General features: G+C 46.7%; 13 protein-coding genes. 2 read left to right on the forward strand and 11 right to left on the reverse strand.

Annotated elements, in window-relative coordinates:
• Together JRI46_09795 and JRI46_09800 are read left to right on the forward strand one after the other, a co-directional pair.
• Window positions 1-196: lipid-A-disaccharide synthase N-terminal domain-containing protein (locus JRI46_09795; GenBank protein ID MBW2039871.1), on the forward strand; the 196-nt coding region annotated here is incomplete at its 5' end.
• Between the two features lie 154 nt (window positions 197-350).
• On the forward strand, window positions 351-1,283 hold the full coding sequence (locus JRI46_09800; protein ID MBW2039872.1) for a metallophosphoesterase: 933 nt from the start codon (window positions 351-353) through the stop codon (window positions 1,281-1,283).
• Here the strand turns inward: JRI46_09800 and ybeY are convergent.
• The 11 genes from ybeY to JRI46_09855 form a co-directional block, all read right to left on the reverse strand.
• Window positions 1,178-1,576 (reverse strand): rRNA maturation RNase YbeY, encoded by a 399-nt coding sequence (ybeY, locus tag JRI46_09805; GenBank protein ID MBW2039873.1) that lies wholly within the window; start codon window positions 1,574-1,576, stop codon window positions 1,178-1,180. The genes JRI46_09800 and ybeY overlap by 106 nt on opposite strands.
• Window positions 1,509-3,923 carry an HDIG domain-containing protein gene (locus JRI46_09810; protein ID MBW2039874.1) on the reverse strand — a complete coding sequence of 805 codons (2,415 nt, stop codon included), beginning with the start codon at window positions 3,921-3,923 and terminating at the stop codon, window positions 1,509-1,511. The genes ybeY and JRI46_09810 overlap by 68 nt, the downstream gene beginning before the upstream one ends.
• A 4-nt stretch (window positions 3,924-3,927) precedes the next feature.
• The gene (locus JRI46_09815) at window positions 3,928-4,911 is read right to left on the reverse strand and encodes a PhoH family protein (protein MBW2039875.1); all 984 of its coding nucleotides are present in this window, start codon (window positions 4,909-4,911) and stop codon (window positions 3,928-3,930) included.
• A 182-nt stretch (window positions 4,912-5,093) separates the two neighbouring features.
• A complete protein-coding gene (locus JRI46_09820; protein ID MBW2039876.1) occupies window positions 5,094-5,957 on the reverse strand; it encodes an NAD-dependent deacylase in 864 nt (287 codons plus the stop codon).
• Window positions 5,958-6,118: 161 nt separating this feature from the next.
• Window positions 6,119-6,820 carry a class I SAM-dependent methyltransferase gene (locus tag JRI46_09825; protein ID MBW2039877.1) on the reverse strand — a complete coding sequence of 234 codons (702 nt, stop codon included), beginning with the start codon at window positions 6,818-6,820 and terminating at the stop codon, window positions 6,119-6,121.
• Window positions 6,817-9,165 (reverse strand): tetratricopeptide repeat protein, encoded by a 2,349-nt coding sequence (locus JRI46_09830; GenBank protein ID MBW2039878.1) that lies wholly within the window; start codon window positions 9,163-9,165, stop codon window positions 6,817-6,819. Before JRI46_09830 ends, JRI46_09825 begins: the two co-directional genes overlap by 4 nt.
• A 27-nt stretch (window positions 9,166-9,192) precedes the next feature.
• Window positions 9,193-11,079: an asparagine synthase (glutamine-hydrolyzing) gene (gene asnB / locus JRI46_09835; GenBank protein ID MBW2039879.1), complete on the reverse strand. Its 1,887-nt coding sequence runs from the start codon at window positions 11,077-11,079 to the stop codon at window positions 9,193-9,195.
• A gap of 26 nt (window positions 11,080-11,105) precedes the next feature.
• Window positions 11,106-11,621, reverse strand: a complete 516-nt coding sequence (locus JRI46_09840) for an endonuclease domain-containing protein (protein MBW2039880.1) — start codon at window positions 11,619-11,621, stop codon at window positions 11,106-11,108.
• A gap of 217 nt (window positions 11,622-11,838) precedes the next feature.
• Window positions 11,839-12,819: a glycosyltransferase family 2 protein gene (locus JRI46_09845; protein MBW2039881.1), complete on the reverse strand. Its 981-nt coding sequence runs from the start codon at window positions 12,817-12,819 to the stop codon at window positions 11,839-11,841.
• A complete protein-coding gene (locus JRI46_09850) occupies window positions 12,780-14,570 on the reverse strand; it encodes an O-antigen ligase family protein (protein MBW2039882.1) in 1,791 nt (596 codons plus the stop codon). Before JRI46_09850 ends, JRI46_09845 begins: the two co-directional genes overlap by 40 nt.
• Before the next feature lie 20 nt (window positions 14,571-14,590).
• A complete protein-coding gene (locus JRI46_09855; protein MBW2039883.1) occupies window positions 14,591-14,989 on the reverse strand; it encodes a PIN domain-containing protein in 399 nt (132 codons plus the stop codon).
• Window positions 14,990-15,132: the final 143 nt, after the last annotated feature.

A 15,132-nucleotide genomic window follows, 5' to 3' on the forward strand; every position in this document is an offset into this window, starting at 1 on the left:
CTCGGAGAAGAAGGGAAAAAGCGTCATCCCCATCTACTTTTGGTACCTCAGCCTTCTAGGAGGTTTGACCCTCTTGACCTATGCAATCCATATCAAAGATCCCGTCTTCATCGTGGGGCAGAGTATGGGGGCATTCATCTACATCCGGAACCTGGTGTTGATCCACAAAAACAGAAAAGAAGTAGTTGAAGGTTAAAAGGTGAAGGAAACCCATGAGTGAAAAAGGATATGAAAGGCTATTTTGGTTCCTGGCCTTAGGCCTTTTCCTGAGCCTCTTCTCCATATTCTATTGCCAGGGTCTTCATGGGCTAGGCCTTGGCGCAAATCCCTCTCCTCTAAACTTGAGGAGCATGGCGCACTTAAAGGAGACAACGGGGGGAGGAAATTTCAGCTTTGCCGTGGTGGGTGATAACAGGGCAGGCGGTGATAACAGGGCAGGCCCCTTCTTCTGCGACGTCATCTTCAAGAGGATCACCCAAGACATCAAAAGGCATCCCGTAGATCTCCTGGTAAACACGGGCGATCTTGTCTTCTCTGGCAGAAAAGATCAGTATGAGGAATATATTAAGATGATTTCCACCTTGGATATTCCCACCTTTGCAGTGATCGGAAACCACGAGGTCGATAAAGAGGGAAAAAGAGAATACCTTAAAAGATTTGGCCCGACTTATTATTCCTTTGATTACAAAGGGTGTCGGTTTATCATGTTGGAAAACATTAACGGCGGCTTAGGGGAAAGGCAGCTATCTTGGCTTGAGGAAAGATTAAGGGGTAGGCCTGCACAGATCCGCCATACCTTTATCTTTATGCATTTCCCCCCTTTTAATCCCTCCAGGTTTTACCACAGCACCTTTAAGGCCAAAGGTGAGAGGTCGAGATTCCTCTCCTTGATGAGTTCCTACCAGGTCGATACCGTATTTATGGGCCATGTCCACCTCTACTATCACACAACCATGGAGGGGGTCCATTATGTGATCACCGCTGGGGGTGGAGCACCATTACATGAGACCCCTGAATGGGGGGGGTTCTATCACTGGGTGCTGGTCAAGGTAGAGGGGGGAGAGGTGGTGATTGAGCCTGTGCAAATTGAAATGCCGTGGTGGATGAAGGTAGTATACAAGATCTACCATCCCTGTCGTACTTTTTGGTATAAATATATCTATAAAGGAGGAAAGGATTATAACCCCTCTGGATGGTTCCCTGCAAGGCCTAAACAAGCCAGGACCTCCTGTTCCTTGGCCTGCATCTTGGCGGCCTCCTCAGGAGCACCCTCGTGTTCATAACCCAGGAGGTGGAGGATCCCATGAACGAGCAGAAGGGCCATCTCCTCCTGTACGGTGAGACCCCGTTGCCGGGCCTCCTTATGGGCTGTCTCCGTCGATATGACCACATCACCCAAGAGATATGGGTTCAGCTCCCTATCCTCACCCTCCCCCATGGCAAAGGCGAGAACATTAGTTGGATGGTCTCGGGATAGATATTTTCGGTTGAGTTGCGTTATCTCATCGTCATCGACCAGAAGGATGCTCAATTCTTTCTCTTGACACCCCAAGTCGCTTAATATCCTTCCGGCCATTCTCTTTACCTCTTCGGGCCTTACCCTTTGTCTCTTTTGCCGGTTTTGGACCAACACCTCCATTCTTCTGTCTCTCCCCTTCTGGCTGAGCCTCCGGATATTCTATGCGATGGTGATGGACGGCATTGAGGACGATATTAAAACTCTTGGCAATCTCATGGAGATCCTTCAGGGTCAACTCACACTCGTCTAGCTGCCCATCGATGAAGATGTCATTGGTGATCTTTTGGACCAGCCCTTGGATGTGGGCGGGGGTGGGGTTCTCCAGGGTGCGGGAGGCAGCCTCCACGGCATCAGCCAACATCACAAGCCCCGCCTCCTTTGTTTGCGGCTTAGGTCCGAGATACCTGAAATCCCTCTCATCCACCTCTTGTACCCCTGGATCCTCCTGCTCCTTGGCCTTTTGATAAAAATAGTTGATGAGTCTGGTGCCATGGTGCTGCCTGATGATGTCGATGATCTTGTTTCCCAACTTGTGCCTCTTTGCCAGCTCAACCCCATCCTTCACGTGGGAGACGAGGATCAAACTGCTCATGCTAGGGGTGAGCTTATCGTGTCGGTTATTCCCTATCATTTGGTTCTCGATAAAGTATTGCGGTTTTTTTATCTTGCCGATATCGTGATAATAGGCGCTCACCCTGGCAAGCAGCGGATTGACGTTGATGGCCTTGGCCCCTGCCTCCACCAAACTCCCCACGATCATACTGTGATGGTAGCTCCCCGGGGCCTTCATGAGCAACTCCTTCAAGGTCGGTTGATCCAAATTGGCCAGCTCCAATAACTTGATGTCTGTCGTATAACCAAATATCGACTCCACTACCGGGGCCACCCCCACCACAACCATCCCGGCAACTGCCCCCCCTGCCAATCCCATCAATAGGTCAAACAGGGCCTCTATCTCAAAGATCCTGGCGGTGATCATCCCCTGAAAGGAGATGAGGAGGAGATTGGTCAATCCCACTATAAGGCCACCTTTTATCAGATTAAACCTCTGATCGCAGCGGGCTACGCTGTGGGCCCCTGCTATACTTCCGATAAGATAGAATATGGGAAGGAAAATCCCCTCCCTCAATAGGAGACCGCTGAAGAGGCTGACAAAGATGGAGTAGACCAAGGCTACTTCGGAATTAAGCACTATCCTGATCAACATGGCTCCGGCAGCTATAGGGAAGAAGTAGTAATAAGAGCTGAGGGGAAACCGAGCAAAGGTGTTGGCAAGGGCCTCGGCGACAAAGACAGAAATCCTTGCCATACCCAAAGAGGAGATTAATACGAGGACAAAGAAGAGAATGTCCTTGTTGGCAAGGGATACCTTTTTGATGTTCTTCATGGAAAATAGGTAAAATGTCGTAACAAAAAAACACGTTAAAAAGATAAGTCCCAAGATCATCACCAGTGTATTGCCCTTGTGCCACCCTTCGCGGATGGCCTCTAGTTTGAGGAGACCCTCCTCTGTCACCCTCTCCCCCTTTTCCAACAGTACCTCTCCCCTCTTGATCTGGAAAAGGACAGGCTTTACGCGGTTACGCGCCTGCTGCCTCCTCCTGTTCGTCTCCTGCCTGTTGAAGGTGAGGTTGGGAAAGATGAGATTATGGGCGGCCTTCAAAATCACCCCCCTGAGATCCGCAGGGATATCCATCACCTGAGGACCTTCAAGGGTCTTTTTAATCACCTCTTTGGCCTCGTGGTAATCGAGGAGAGAATGCAAATCCCTCTTTATCACCTCCTCCCCAGTTTTGATATCTCTCACCACAATCCCCTCCTCCTGCAGGAGGAGCTCCTTGTTGCTCACTACGCCCTTGTTCATCAGGGGGGCAATTACATCTACTATGCCTTTTAATACCTTCCCATTAAAGCGATGATCTTTTAAGGCCTGATATTCATGAGGAGCAAGGTGAAAACCCAGAGTCGCCTCCACTTCTCCCTTTAGGTCTCTTTCTCCCTTTTGCGCCTCCCCTGCCCTATATCTCCTCATTAAGGAGAAGGCAGAGTGTATAACCCCTTCAACCTCTGGTATCACCGAAGGGTCATAATCATAGACAGGGAGGACCTTATTTGCTGCATCCTCTCTCTTTTTCTCGGTGGCCGTTTTGTCCTTTACCAAAAGATCGCGGTCTGATATGACATCCTTTACAGCTACATCTCCTACCTTATAGTTGGGAGGGGCCACCTCTAAGGTGGGTGATAAGAAGGTAGCAACGGACAAAGAGACAACAATCAACAAAAGCCACCTCTGTACACGGGGGCTCTTGAAGGTGCGCAAAAGAGGTCTACCCTTTATTTTCGCCCATAACAGTAAAAGGGGGAAGATTCCCCCCTTTCTTTTCGCCCGGTCCGTTGTCTTCATACCTTCAACTCTCCATGGATCTGCCTTGTATCTCGGCTCCCTCATAGGCCTTGATAATATCCTGGACCAAGTGATGTCTGATGACGTCCTTCTCGCTGAAGTAAATGAATTGTATGCCCTTAATTCCCTTTAGGATATCCTGAATCTGGATCAAGCCTGAAGTCTTCCCGTCAGGCAGATCCACCTGGGTGATATCACCGGTGATCACCACCTTAGAGCCAAAACCCATCCTAGTGAGGAACATCTTCATCTGTTCCGGCTTGGTATTTTGCGCCTCATCTAAGATTATAAAAGAATCATTCAATGTCCTGCCCCGCATGAAGGCCAAGGGAGCCACTTCGATAATTCCCCTTTCCATCAATTTTGACGCGTGATCAAAATCCAACATGTCATTAAGGGCATCATAGAGGGGTCTCAGATAAGGGTTGACTTTTTCATAGAGATCCCCTGGCAGAAAACCCAGCTTTTCCCCTGCCTCCACAGCAGGACGGGCCAAGATGATGCGCTTCACCTCCTTCTTCATCAAGAAGGCAAGGGCCATAGCCATGGCCAGATAGGTCTTGCCAGTGCCCGCAGGCCCTATTCCTATTATCATATCATACCTTCTGATTGCATTGATATATTCTTTTTGCACTACACTCTTGGGGGTAATGACCCTTTTTTGGGAGGAGATATATACCGTATCTAGAAAGATATCCTCCAGATTGACCGAGCTGTCTCCTGAGAGGATCCGGATGGCAAAATCGATATCGCTGACATAGATCGGATAACCCTTATTTAAGAGCCTTTGAAGTTCCCTTAACAGCCTACTGGCCAGCTCAACGTCTAACTCATCCCCTTCAATAACAATTCTTCCCCCTTTGGTGTGTACCTTTACCTCTAGATTTCTCTCTATGGCCTTCAAATGATCATTATGGGGACCAAAGAGGGCCTTAGCTTCCTCTATATCTTCAAAATTTAAGTTCTTCTGCAATAATCCCTCTTTTATTTCTCCCTATGGTTCTATATCTCAATCAACCTTTTTCCCGATGTCTTTCAAAATATAGCAGTGCCTCACCCTGAAATTGCAAGCCCATTATACCATCCTAAACCGTTGCCTTCAACGTCAAACGAAACTCCGTAGCAAATCCATCTTTTTTATCTCCAAATGTGATTCCGAGCTGGATACCTTCAAGAAATTTTCTCCCTTATCTCCTCCACGATCTTGGGAAGTATCTTACCGGCAGGTCCTTGGAGGAGATAATCAGATACGGAACCGGTCAGGGCTGTGGGCTCCATATTTATCTCTACTAGCTTGGCCCCGTTTCTCTTCGCCACAATGGGTATCCCCCCAGCAGGGTAGACCACCGCTGAGGTCCCTATTACCAAGACCAGATCACACGTCCTCGCCTCCTCAAAGGCCTTGGTTTGGGCCTCCCATGGGATGGGTTCGCCAAAGAAGACGACGTCTGGCTTAAGGATGAAACCACACTCAGGACATCGGGGAGGGATGTCTTCTAAGGAAAGAGAGGCTGTCTCTCGGCGATGCCCACATTCCAAACACACCAACCATTGGTTGGAACCGTGAAATTCTATAACCTCTTTACTCCCCGCCCTTTGGTGAAGCCCATCCACGTTTTGGGTGATCACAGAACTCAAAAGGCCCATCTGTTCCAGTTCCGCCAAGGCAACATGGGCGGGATTAGGTTCAACACCCATAACCAATTCTATCATTTCCTTTAACATCCGCCAAACCTTTTCCGGATTAGACCGGAAGGCACTGATATGGGCATATTCTTCAGGATCATATTTGCTCCACAACCCCCCTGCACTGCGAAAGTCAGGGACACCGCTTTCCACCGAAATCCCTGCACCGGTCAAGGCGATGGCCTTTTGAGAATTTAAAATATCCTCTGCAGCCCTCTTTTCCAAGGCCCCCCTCTCATCCAGCCCAGTGCTCACTTTTGCCCTCCTGAGAATCTCATGAGGATTTACCTTCAGCCCCTTCTGATGAAAATACCATTTCCCAAAGAGGGACTCAAGGATCAAATCCATTCATTTTTAACCCTTGAATCCTTTCAATTCCGCTAGCCAAATGGGAGAAGAACCAATTTTATTTAAATCATAATAGATACCCAAGGGAAGAAAGTCAACATGGTGTGTTGGTTGCCTAAAACCATGCCTTTGAGATGGGAAATTTTTTAAAAGATACCCTATTAGGAAACCCTCTTTAAACCCAGATGGAATATATAGCGCAAGGGGAAGAATATTGTAGGAATGGCGATGGTCTTTTTAATGATAAACCTTCCTTCGATTAATTCCTTAAACTTATTAATATTAAAGGTGTGGAGGTGCCATTCGTCTTCCATCTTCCGGGAAGGGCGATAACCTTTCCTGAATAAGAACTTATAAAGTCCAAAGGAAAAGATTACGCTCTTTATCCGGTTGATTAATCTCTCATTAGGAATGGTGATGATAATTAATGCGTTATCCTTCGAGACACGCTCTATTTCTTTTAACAAAGCCATGGGATGCAGGATATGCTCAATTACCTCCGTAGAAACTATTTTATTGAAGCTCCTGTTTTTAAAAGGAAGGCTTTCAACATCTGCCTGGACAATAAACTTTCTTACATTACTTTTGCAATTTGCTCTTGCAGTTCTCACCATCAAATCAGATATGTCTACCCCGACTCCTCGTTTACAGATCGCTTGATTTAGCAGGTATCCACTTCCACATCCTATATCCAGAAGGTCATCCATGTTGTTCAAGGAAAGAAAATCCACTATTTTCCTGAACCGCTTCAACTCTACTAATCTCACGAGAACATTTGAGTGGAAGATATAGTCCTCGGGATTATACTTATTTACCATTTCCTCGTTCCATTTCCTAAATGATCCTTTTTGTGCCATATTCACTTTTCTAGCTTCCTCCTTGCCCTTTCGACCAAGTCCCTTTCTTCCTCTGTCCGTGCGGGGAGATTAATCAATTTTTTGAAGATTGTCGAGGCCCTTTCCGTTTCTTTAAGGTTTTCATGGCAAATACCAAGATCATAGAGGAGTTTGATATCATTTGGTCTTAAGTTTAAAGCCTCTTGAAAGTATTTGCTGGCCTTCCTATATTCCCTTAAGCCGAAATATGCGATGCCCAGGTTTTGATAGATAGCAAAGGCTGGCTCTGAGAGGTAATTCTCCCGTAGAAAGCAGCTAACCGCCTTTTGGAGCTGAAAGGTCTTCAAATAGGCCAAGCCCATGTATTCATAGGCCCCTACCTCCATTTCATCCTCTTTCAAATCTTTATACTTCTCCAGATATTTAAGGGCAAGGCTATATTCGCCCTTTCTATAGTAAGCAACGCCCAATTGATAATAACTGTCAGGGAAAGAAGGGTTGATATCTATTACCTTTTTAAGTTCTTTGATGGCCTCATCATACCTTTTTAGTCTTAACAAAGTTATACCCAGATTATACAGCCCCAGCGGAGAGCTCGGCTTTTCCTTCAGGGTTATTTGGAACAAATTTAGTGCCTTCTCCAGATGTTCTTCACCGTCCCAGAGCAAATGGACCGAGCCTAAGGCATAATTGGTATAAAATGGAGTGCAATTCCCCTTACCTTTCGTTTCCTCAAGTTCTTTGATAAGCTTGGTCAAAAACTCCTTATCCCCTTTTTGCTCCTTGACATAACCCATGTTAAAATCAGCAGGGCGGAAAAATTTATAGCCATACCCTTCTATAGTACTCCTAAATTTAGGAACATTTTTTAAAAAAAGCATAGACACCTCATCAAAGGCAACCAATATCCAGTCAGGGTCATCGTCAAGACGTTTTACGAACATCATATATCCTTGCACCCTGTTGTCCTTTATAAGGACCATATCAATACTGTATTCTTCTAGCAACCTTCTCCAGGCCTTCTCATTATTTAACCCCTGACGGCAGGACCAAAAAAAATCTTTATCGTAAATAGTGGGGGTCCTACCATCAATGAAGACCTTTAGTTGTGGGTAAAGATGCCAGATGAGGTATCCACCATAGTCATAGTGATTAAATATATTTCCTTTCAATCCATGATCCTCGATGAACTTTACAGTACCGCTGGGATAACTTCCTTCTGTTAAACCAAAACCAATACGTCTGTATTCCCCTGTAAACCAAAGGACATAGAACGACAAAAAAACAATAATAAAGGCAGGAACCCACTTTACGTATTGAATCATCTTCTTTTTATAGGCTACCGAAGAAAAAGACTGGGCTATATTGAAGGCGACAATGGGACACATCACCACTCCCCATGCTCCAATAAAACGGTGGTAACTGAAGGCCATGTAGGAAAAAAGAGCAAAAATGAGAAGGTGCTCTATCTTTTTCAGGTTTTCCCTCCGTAGGAAAAAGGAAAAGATGCCTATAATAAAGAGCCCCTTGAACCAGATGGTGAAATCTGGCAAAAAGATCAAGAGGGATTTGGGCGAAAACGGTATCCACTCAACGATGTATCTCTTGGCCTCCTGCTCCGCTGCAGTGGCAAAGGGAACAGTGAAGGTCTTATATCCGTAAGGACTGGCAAAGGAAACTAGTATTACCAACAATGTGCTGATCATCAAGGCCCTTAATTTCCGATCCTTAAACACTGGCTTTAGATCGTTTCGTTGGCTCCAGGCCAAAGAAACAAAGTATGAAAAAGTATAGACGAACATTAATCCGATACCTAAGAGGAAACTTCCATGGATGTTTACCCACAGTATCTGTAGTATGGGTAGGAGGTATAGATAGCTTTTCCCTTTGATGAAGTACAAGTTAAGCATGTAAAAATATAGACATAAAAAGAGAAGAAAGACTACTTGAGGCCGAACCATAAATCTCTGCCTGATCACATTTAGGCCTACGATGAGAAAAAAGGCTACAATCCATTCTTTCCCTCCACTTAAAAGATTTATATTTTTATAGAGGAAGAACACAAGGATGGCGATGATTAAGGCCTTGAAGACGATCAGGCCTGAAAGGCCAAGGGTAGAATAGATCGGATAGACTATGACTTGAAAGAGCCATTCAAAGTCTGTCCACTCGTGGCCAGCAAAGGTATAGGAAAAAAAATCCTTGTGAGGAATGGCATGGTTGTTAAGAATCCATTCCCCAGTTTTCAGGTGCCACCAGATGTCAAAACAGCAGATCCTTTGAACACCATAAAGCAAGACAAGGATGCCCGTGATCACCCAAATAAGATACTTTAATCTGCTATCCACATCATTAGCCGAAATTCCCATCACCCAGAAGACCTCTGAATTAAGGTTTTTCTATCCATAATTGTCCCACCACAATTGAAATATGAAGAGGTTCCAAAGCTTCTTCCTGTTATCCACCTGTCTAGCGAGGTGGTCTGCCAATAACCCCTGGATGGCTGTCGGATCAAAGATCCCCTGCCTCTTGATCCTATCTTCGGAAAAGACATCCAAGAATAAATCCCTTAGATCCCCGGCGATCCACTTGGCCACCGGTATACCAAACCCCTTCTTTTTACGGAAGACTATCCCTCTGGGGAGCTTGTCCTTCATGGTCTTCTTAAAGATGTATTTGGTGGTCAGGCCTCTCAATTTTAAACCCTCTGGGAGCCCTGTGACAAAATCGACGAAGTGATGATCCAGAAAGGGGACCCTTACCTCCAGGGAGTTGGCCATGCTGGCCCGGTCCACCTTGACCAAGACCCCCTCCTGAAGATAGAGTTTCATGTCCAAGAATAACAATTTCCCCAAGAGAGAATCAAAGGACTTCCCATCTAAGTAACTGTTTAAAATGCCAAACTCATCCAATCCCCCCAACTCGGCCCTTATCTCGGCGTTTAATATCTTCCCCCTTTCCTCCGGTGAGAAGGTCCCCAACCAGACATAATTCCTGATGATCGGCGGATAGGGGATCCCCCTGATAAACTTCTTCAACCGGAAATCAAGACTCATGTTATCAAAAGAGACGGGCAACTTCATAGCCCATCTTTCCACCAGATTCCTTCTCAACCAAGATGGGACCTTGGCATAAATCTGGGCCAGACGAAAGGCCTGATAGGTGGGGTAGCCAGCGAAGATCTCATCCCCTCCGTCCCCCCCCAGGGCCACCTTTACGCTCCTTCTCGTAAACTGGCTCAACAAAAAGGTTGGGATAATGGAGGCATCGGCCAAGGGTTCGTCCAAAAGGGAGGCTACCGTAGGCAAGATGTCCAATAATTTTTTGGGATCGAGAATCTCTTCATAATGGTCGGTACCAAAAAAGGCCGCGGCGCGGCGGGCAAAGGCAGACTCGTCGAAGGAGGGGTCTTCAAAGCCGATGGAAAAGGTCTTGATATCATCTACCCCCTCCTCTCTCAAGGCGGCGATTACGGAGGTAGAATCAATCCCACCGCTCAAAAGGACCCCCAGGGGGACATCACTGATCAATCGCATCTGGACCGATTTCTTGAAGCGTGACCAGATTTCATCGCATATATCCTCCTCTGATAGCCTTTTCTCCCACCTATCCCTGAAGTCCAAGTCCCAATAGGTCCCCTCTCCCAGTTGGCCATCTCTATAAACGAGGTAATGACCTGGGAGAATCTTGCGTATCCCCTTAACTATAGAATAAGGGTCAGGGATGAAATCGTAGGTAAGATAAAGGCCCAAGGACTCTAAATCCAGACTGCGATCTACAAAAGGGGCCTTAAGCAGGGACTTTAACTCTGAGGCAAAAGAAAGATTGCGATCGTCAAAGGCATAATAAAGGGGTTTGATCCCTATCCTGTCCCGGGCCAGAAAGAGCTTGCGTTTCCTCCCATCCCAGATGGCGAAGGCGAACATCCCGTTGAGCCTCTCCAGGCATCTTTCTTCCATCTCTTCATAGAGATGAACCAGTACCTCTGTGTCCGTCTTGGTGTAAAACCTATGTCCCCTCTTCTCTAACCCCCTTTTTAGCTCTGGAAAGTTATATATCTCTCCATTAAATACAACATATATGGTCTTATCCTCGTTGTGGATGGGCTGTTTCCCTGTATCAAGGTCGATAATGCTCAACCTCCTATGACCCAGAGCAATCCCTGCATCGGCATAATACCCCTCTTCATCTGGCCCCCTGTGTTCTAAGGCCGAGGTCATCTTTCTCAGGACATCGAAGCCCACCTGTCTCTTATCTGAAAAACAAAACCCACAAATACCGCACATAATCTTATTTGGTTCCTCTCAAAAAGTTAACTATAGTGAGTTCTTCGCAATTTGTAATCCATTGATTTTATCAATTTGTTCAACCTAATGTTTTTGGTTTGTCTTTTGTTTTCAAGTGCAGGGCAATTTTTGATATTATTACTTCCTCTTCTTTGGCCTGAACCCCCTTCATCTTCCCCTCCCTTGACGGGAGGGGTTAGGGGAGGGTGAGATAAACAATTCTCCTTTATTACCTCTAACACTCCACTTATATTTGTCAAAACATCATTGTTCCAAGACCTTAAAATCTTAAAGCCGTGTCTCTTAAGATAATTGTCTCTTTCAATGTCCCTCTCTTTCTCAACTGCATGCTGCCCACCATCTACTTTTATTATTATCCGATTCTCAAAAGAGGCAAAATCAACTATACAGTTGTCAATCGGCTGTTGCCTTCTGAACTTAAATCCATTCATCTGCTTTGCCCTTAAATGCCTCCATAACAATTTCTCTGCATCGATTGGTCTTTTTCTGAGAATTCTGGCTATATTGTCCGATTTCTTCATCTGTATAATTACCCTCACCCTAGCCCTCCCCCACCCGTCGAGAGCCTCTGGGCCGAACGATCAAGGGGGAGGGAATTTAGCCAAGGATTCATGGGTTCGAGTTGACGACCTTTGCTAGTCTTTCTCTAGAATCCTAGACCCCTGGAATCCTTGAACCCTTATTGAAGGTTGACCCCTCGATGCCTTTCAACTCCACCAACCAATTTTTATCAGATGCTCAATCAAAGTTCAGCGTCGATTTTATCACATAGATCGGTTTCCCCTGGGACTCGTGGTAGGTACGGATAATGATCTCTGCAATGAGACCCATGAGGGTAAACATGATACCCATGACAGCAAAGAGAAAAGAGATCAAGATCATGGGGCTTATCCAGACCCCTCCCCAAAAGACCCTCCGGCATAAGACGAACAGACCTGTCAAGATCCCCAGACCCAATAAGATCATCCCCGCACCCCCGAAGAGGCGAATGGGCTTGGTAGAGTAACGCTGTAAGAACAGGATGGTTATGAGGTCCAAGATGACGCTTATGGTCCGGGAAAGGCCATACTTGGACCTCCCATATCTGCGGGGGCGGTGAGTCACCTCTACCTCTGCAATCCTCGCCCCAACCCAGGAGGCATAGGCAGGGATGAAGCGATGCATCTCCCCGTAAAGCCGCACATCCTTCAGGACATCCCTCCTGTATGCCTTGAGGGTACATCCATAGTCGTGCAGCTTAACCCTGGTCAACCAGGAAATCAACCTATTGGCCAAGATGGAGGGGAGTCTCCTCTTGAGAAGGGGCTCCTTCCTCTCCCTCCTCCAACCGCTGACCACGTCATAGCCCTCCTCCAACCTCTTCAAAAGCCGCGGCATGTCTCGGGGATCGTTCTGACCATCTCCATCCAGGGTGACAATTATCTCCCCCTCTGTATGTTCCACCCCTGCAGTGATGGCTGCGGTCTGCCCAAAATTTTTCTTAAACTGGATGACCTTAATCCTTTTGTCCTGCTGGACCAATCTCTGCAGGACCTCGCCACTGCCGTCATCGCTGCCGTCATCGACAAAGATGACCTCATACGCTACTCCCATCCCCTCCATGACAGTCTTTAACTCTTTATAAAGGGGATCAATATTTTGGGCCTCATTAAAGATGGGAATTACCACAGAGACTGCCCTCAATCTACTCCCTCCTGCCTCTGTATCCTCTCTATCCATTTCTCCTCCTGGTAGGCCAAGTTGTTCTCTCCCCTCTGGAGATAGATGCCCCTCAAGAATTGATGGTACTCCTCATTGAGGGGATAGAGCTGGGAGGCCCTTTTGATCTCCTCCACTCCCTTTTTCTCTTGCCCCGAGATCAAGTACATCATCCCTAAATCGAAGTGGTAGTAATGGCGCCAGGGACTCAATCTTATGGCCTCCTGCACCTCAGAGATCCCCTCCTTGTGGCGGGAAAGCTTTTGAAAGAGCAACACCCCATACCGGTGATGGTATTGGCTATTTTTGGAGTCGAGGCGTATGGCCCTTTTGAGCTCCAGAGCGGCCTCATTCGCAAAAAAGGACCCTGACTCGAGGCGACATGTTGCCCTCTGGTAATGCATCTGCCCATACAATTGAAGGAGCAAAACAATCGAAACCGCTACCACTCCGGCAAACCCCAAAAAGGTGAAGATCGTCTTCCTCCTCCCCTCCAGAGCTATTCTATATACCCTATCATTCGCCTTAGCACCTATGGCCAAGGCCAGAACGGCAAATCCCGCCAGTGTGACATTGGGCAGGTAAAACTCAAAATCGAAGGCATGATGGAGAAAAAAGGCCAGACCTGCCACCATGACAGAACCCACCCAGACCGTTGACTCCCTATCTTCCGTCTCTTTGAGGACGAGCAGGCTGCGCCAAAACCACCAGCAGGCAAACCACAAAAAGGCCATCATTCCCACCACCCCCATCTCCACCCCCAACTGGAGGTAGGTATTGTGAGAATGATGTACTATATTTACCCCAGGCCTTTGGTAAGAAGGATAGATGAGACCGAAGGTATTCAGCCCCTTCCCTACCCAGGGCTCATCCCTGATCATATCTATGGTAGTCTCCCAATTTAATACCCTGAGAACCAGAGGATTGCTCTTGATGGGGGCAAAGGGGTTATCCGGCCTCTTTAGGGTCAACCCAGCAAAGATCAGGGCCAAAAGCAAAACAAGACCGCCGAGAGAATAGGCCAGATACCTAATTTTTGGCCTCTTTACATAACCCAGATAGATAAAGGCAAAGCATCCACAAGCGAGGATCAGGGAACCCCACCCGCTGAAGGACTTGGTCAGATAGAGGGCAAAGATCTGCAGCCCCAGGGCCATTCCAAAAAGATATCTTCTCCATCCTTTGCGAACGATGATAATGAAGGCTATGCTCAGCAGGATGCTCATCCCCAAAAAGGCAGCAAAATGGCTGGGCAACAAAAAGGTGGCGAAGACCCGCCCGCCCTCCAAACGACCGAGGATCTCTTCGATAAGGGGGCAGATATGAGAAAGTTCTCCCTCCCCTATCTTATCGATGAGATTTTGGAAGCCCCAAAGGTATTGATAGAGGCCGTATAGAGAGGTCAGGATACCCAGGATAACTATGGCCAGGGCGATTCTGCGGGCCTCTCGAGGAGAAGAAATCTGGGCGATGAGAAAAAATATCGCCACATAGCTGACCAGTTGGAAGAAGAAATCGCAGCTCAGGGCATAGTCTATAGACTTAAAGGTATAAAGGACGGCCAGGACAAAAAAGATCAAAAGGGGAAGGGGAAAAGAAGACCTTTTGATCTCCAGCCCCCCCTTTTTTACCCCATCATAGAAAAAGAGAAATAATCCCCAACACAAGAGGATAACCTGTAAGATAGGGGACCAAAAATATACAGGAGGAGAAAAGAGGGTGGCAGCAAAGAGGGAACTGATAATTAATACATGTATCAAATGGGACGGCATATGTTTCTTAATCTAAGCTCTCATAACTTGTAGAGTCTCAAAGGAAACCATTTGGCTATGATGTGAAAGTGCTCATCAAAGCTAAACAGAAAGAGATCATTTTCCAAGGCCAAGCGGGCGATCAACAGATCTACAGCCCCCACAGTTATCCCTTTTTGGGCCAAATCAAGGCCCATAAGACCTGCCCTTTTGTGAGTATCTTCCCTCTCTGTAATCTTTTCGATGCTCAAAAAAAGGTTATCGAGGACTGAAACCTCTCTTTCTGTCCTCGCACCCCTGCAAAGTTCCAAGGCAATGATCCCCGTATAACATGCATCTCCTCTCTTTAAGAGTTGGACCACGTCATCTTTAATGGGCGTTTCTTTTTTTTTAAAAAATTCGATCCAGATGGATGTATCCACCAAGACCTTATCTTTCATGCCTCACCCTTTCCCAATCGTTCGAAAAATCCAATTGCCCTGCATTATCTATAACCTCCCTCAATCTCCGCCATCGAATATATTCCTCCAGGGCCTCTATGATCGTCTCCGTTTTGGTCCTTTTTTTAGAAAGCCTCATCGCC

The organism is Deltaproteobacteria bacterium (assembly GCA_019308925.1).
Classification (GTDB): Bacteria; Desulfobacterota; B13-G15; order B13-G15; family RBG-16-54-18; genus JAFDHG01.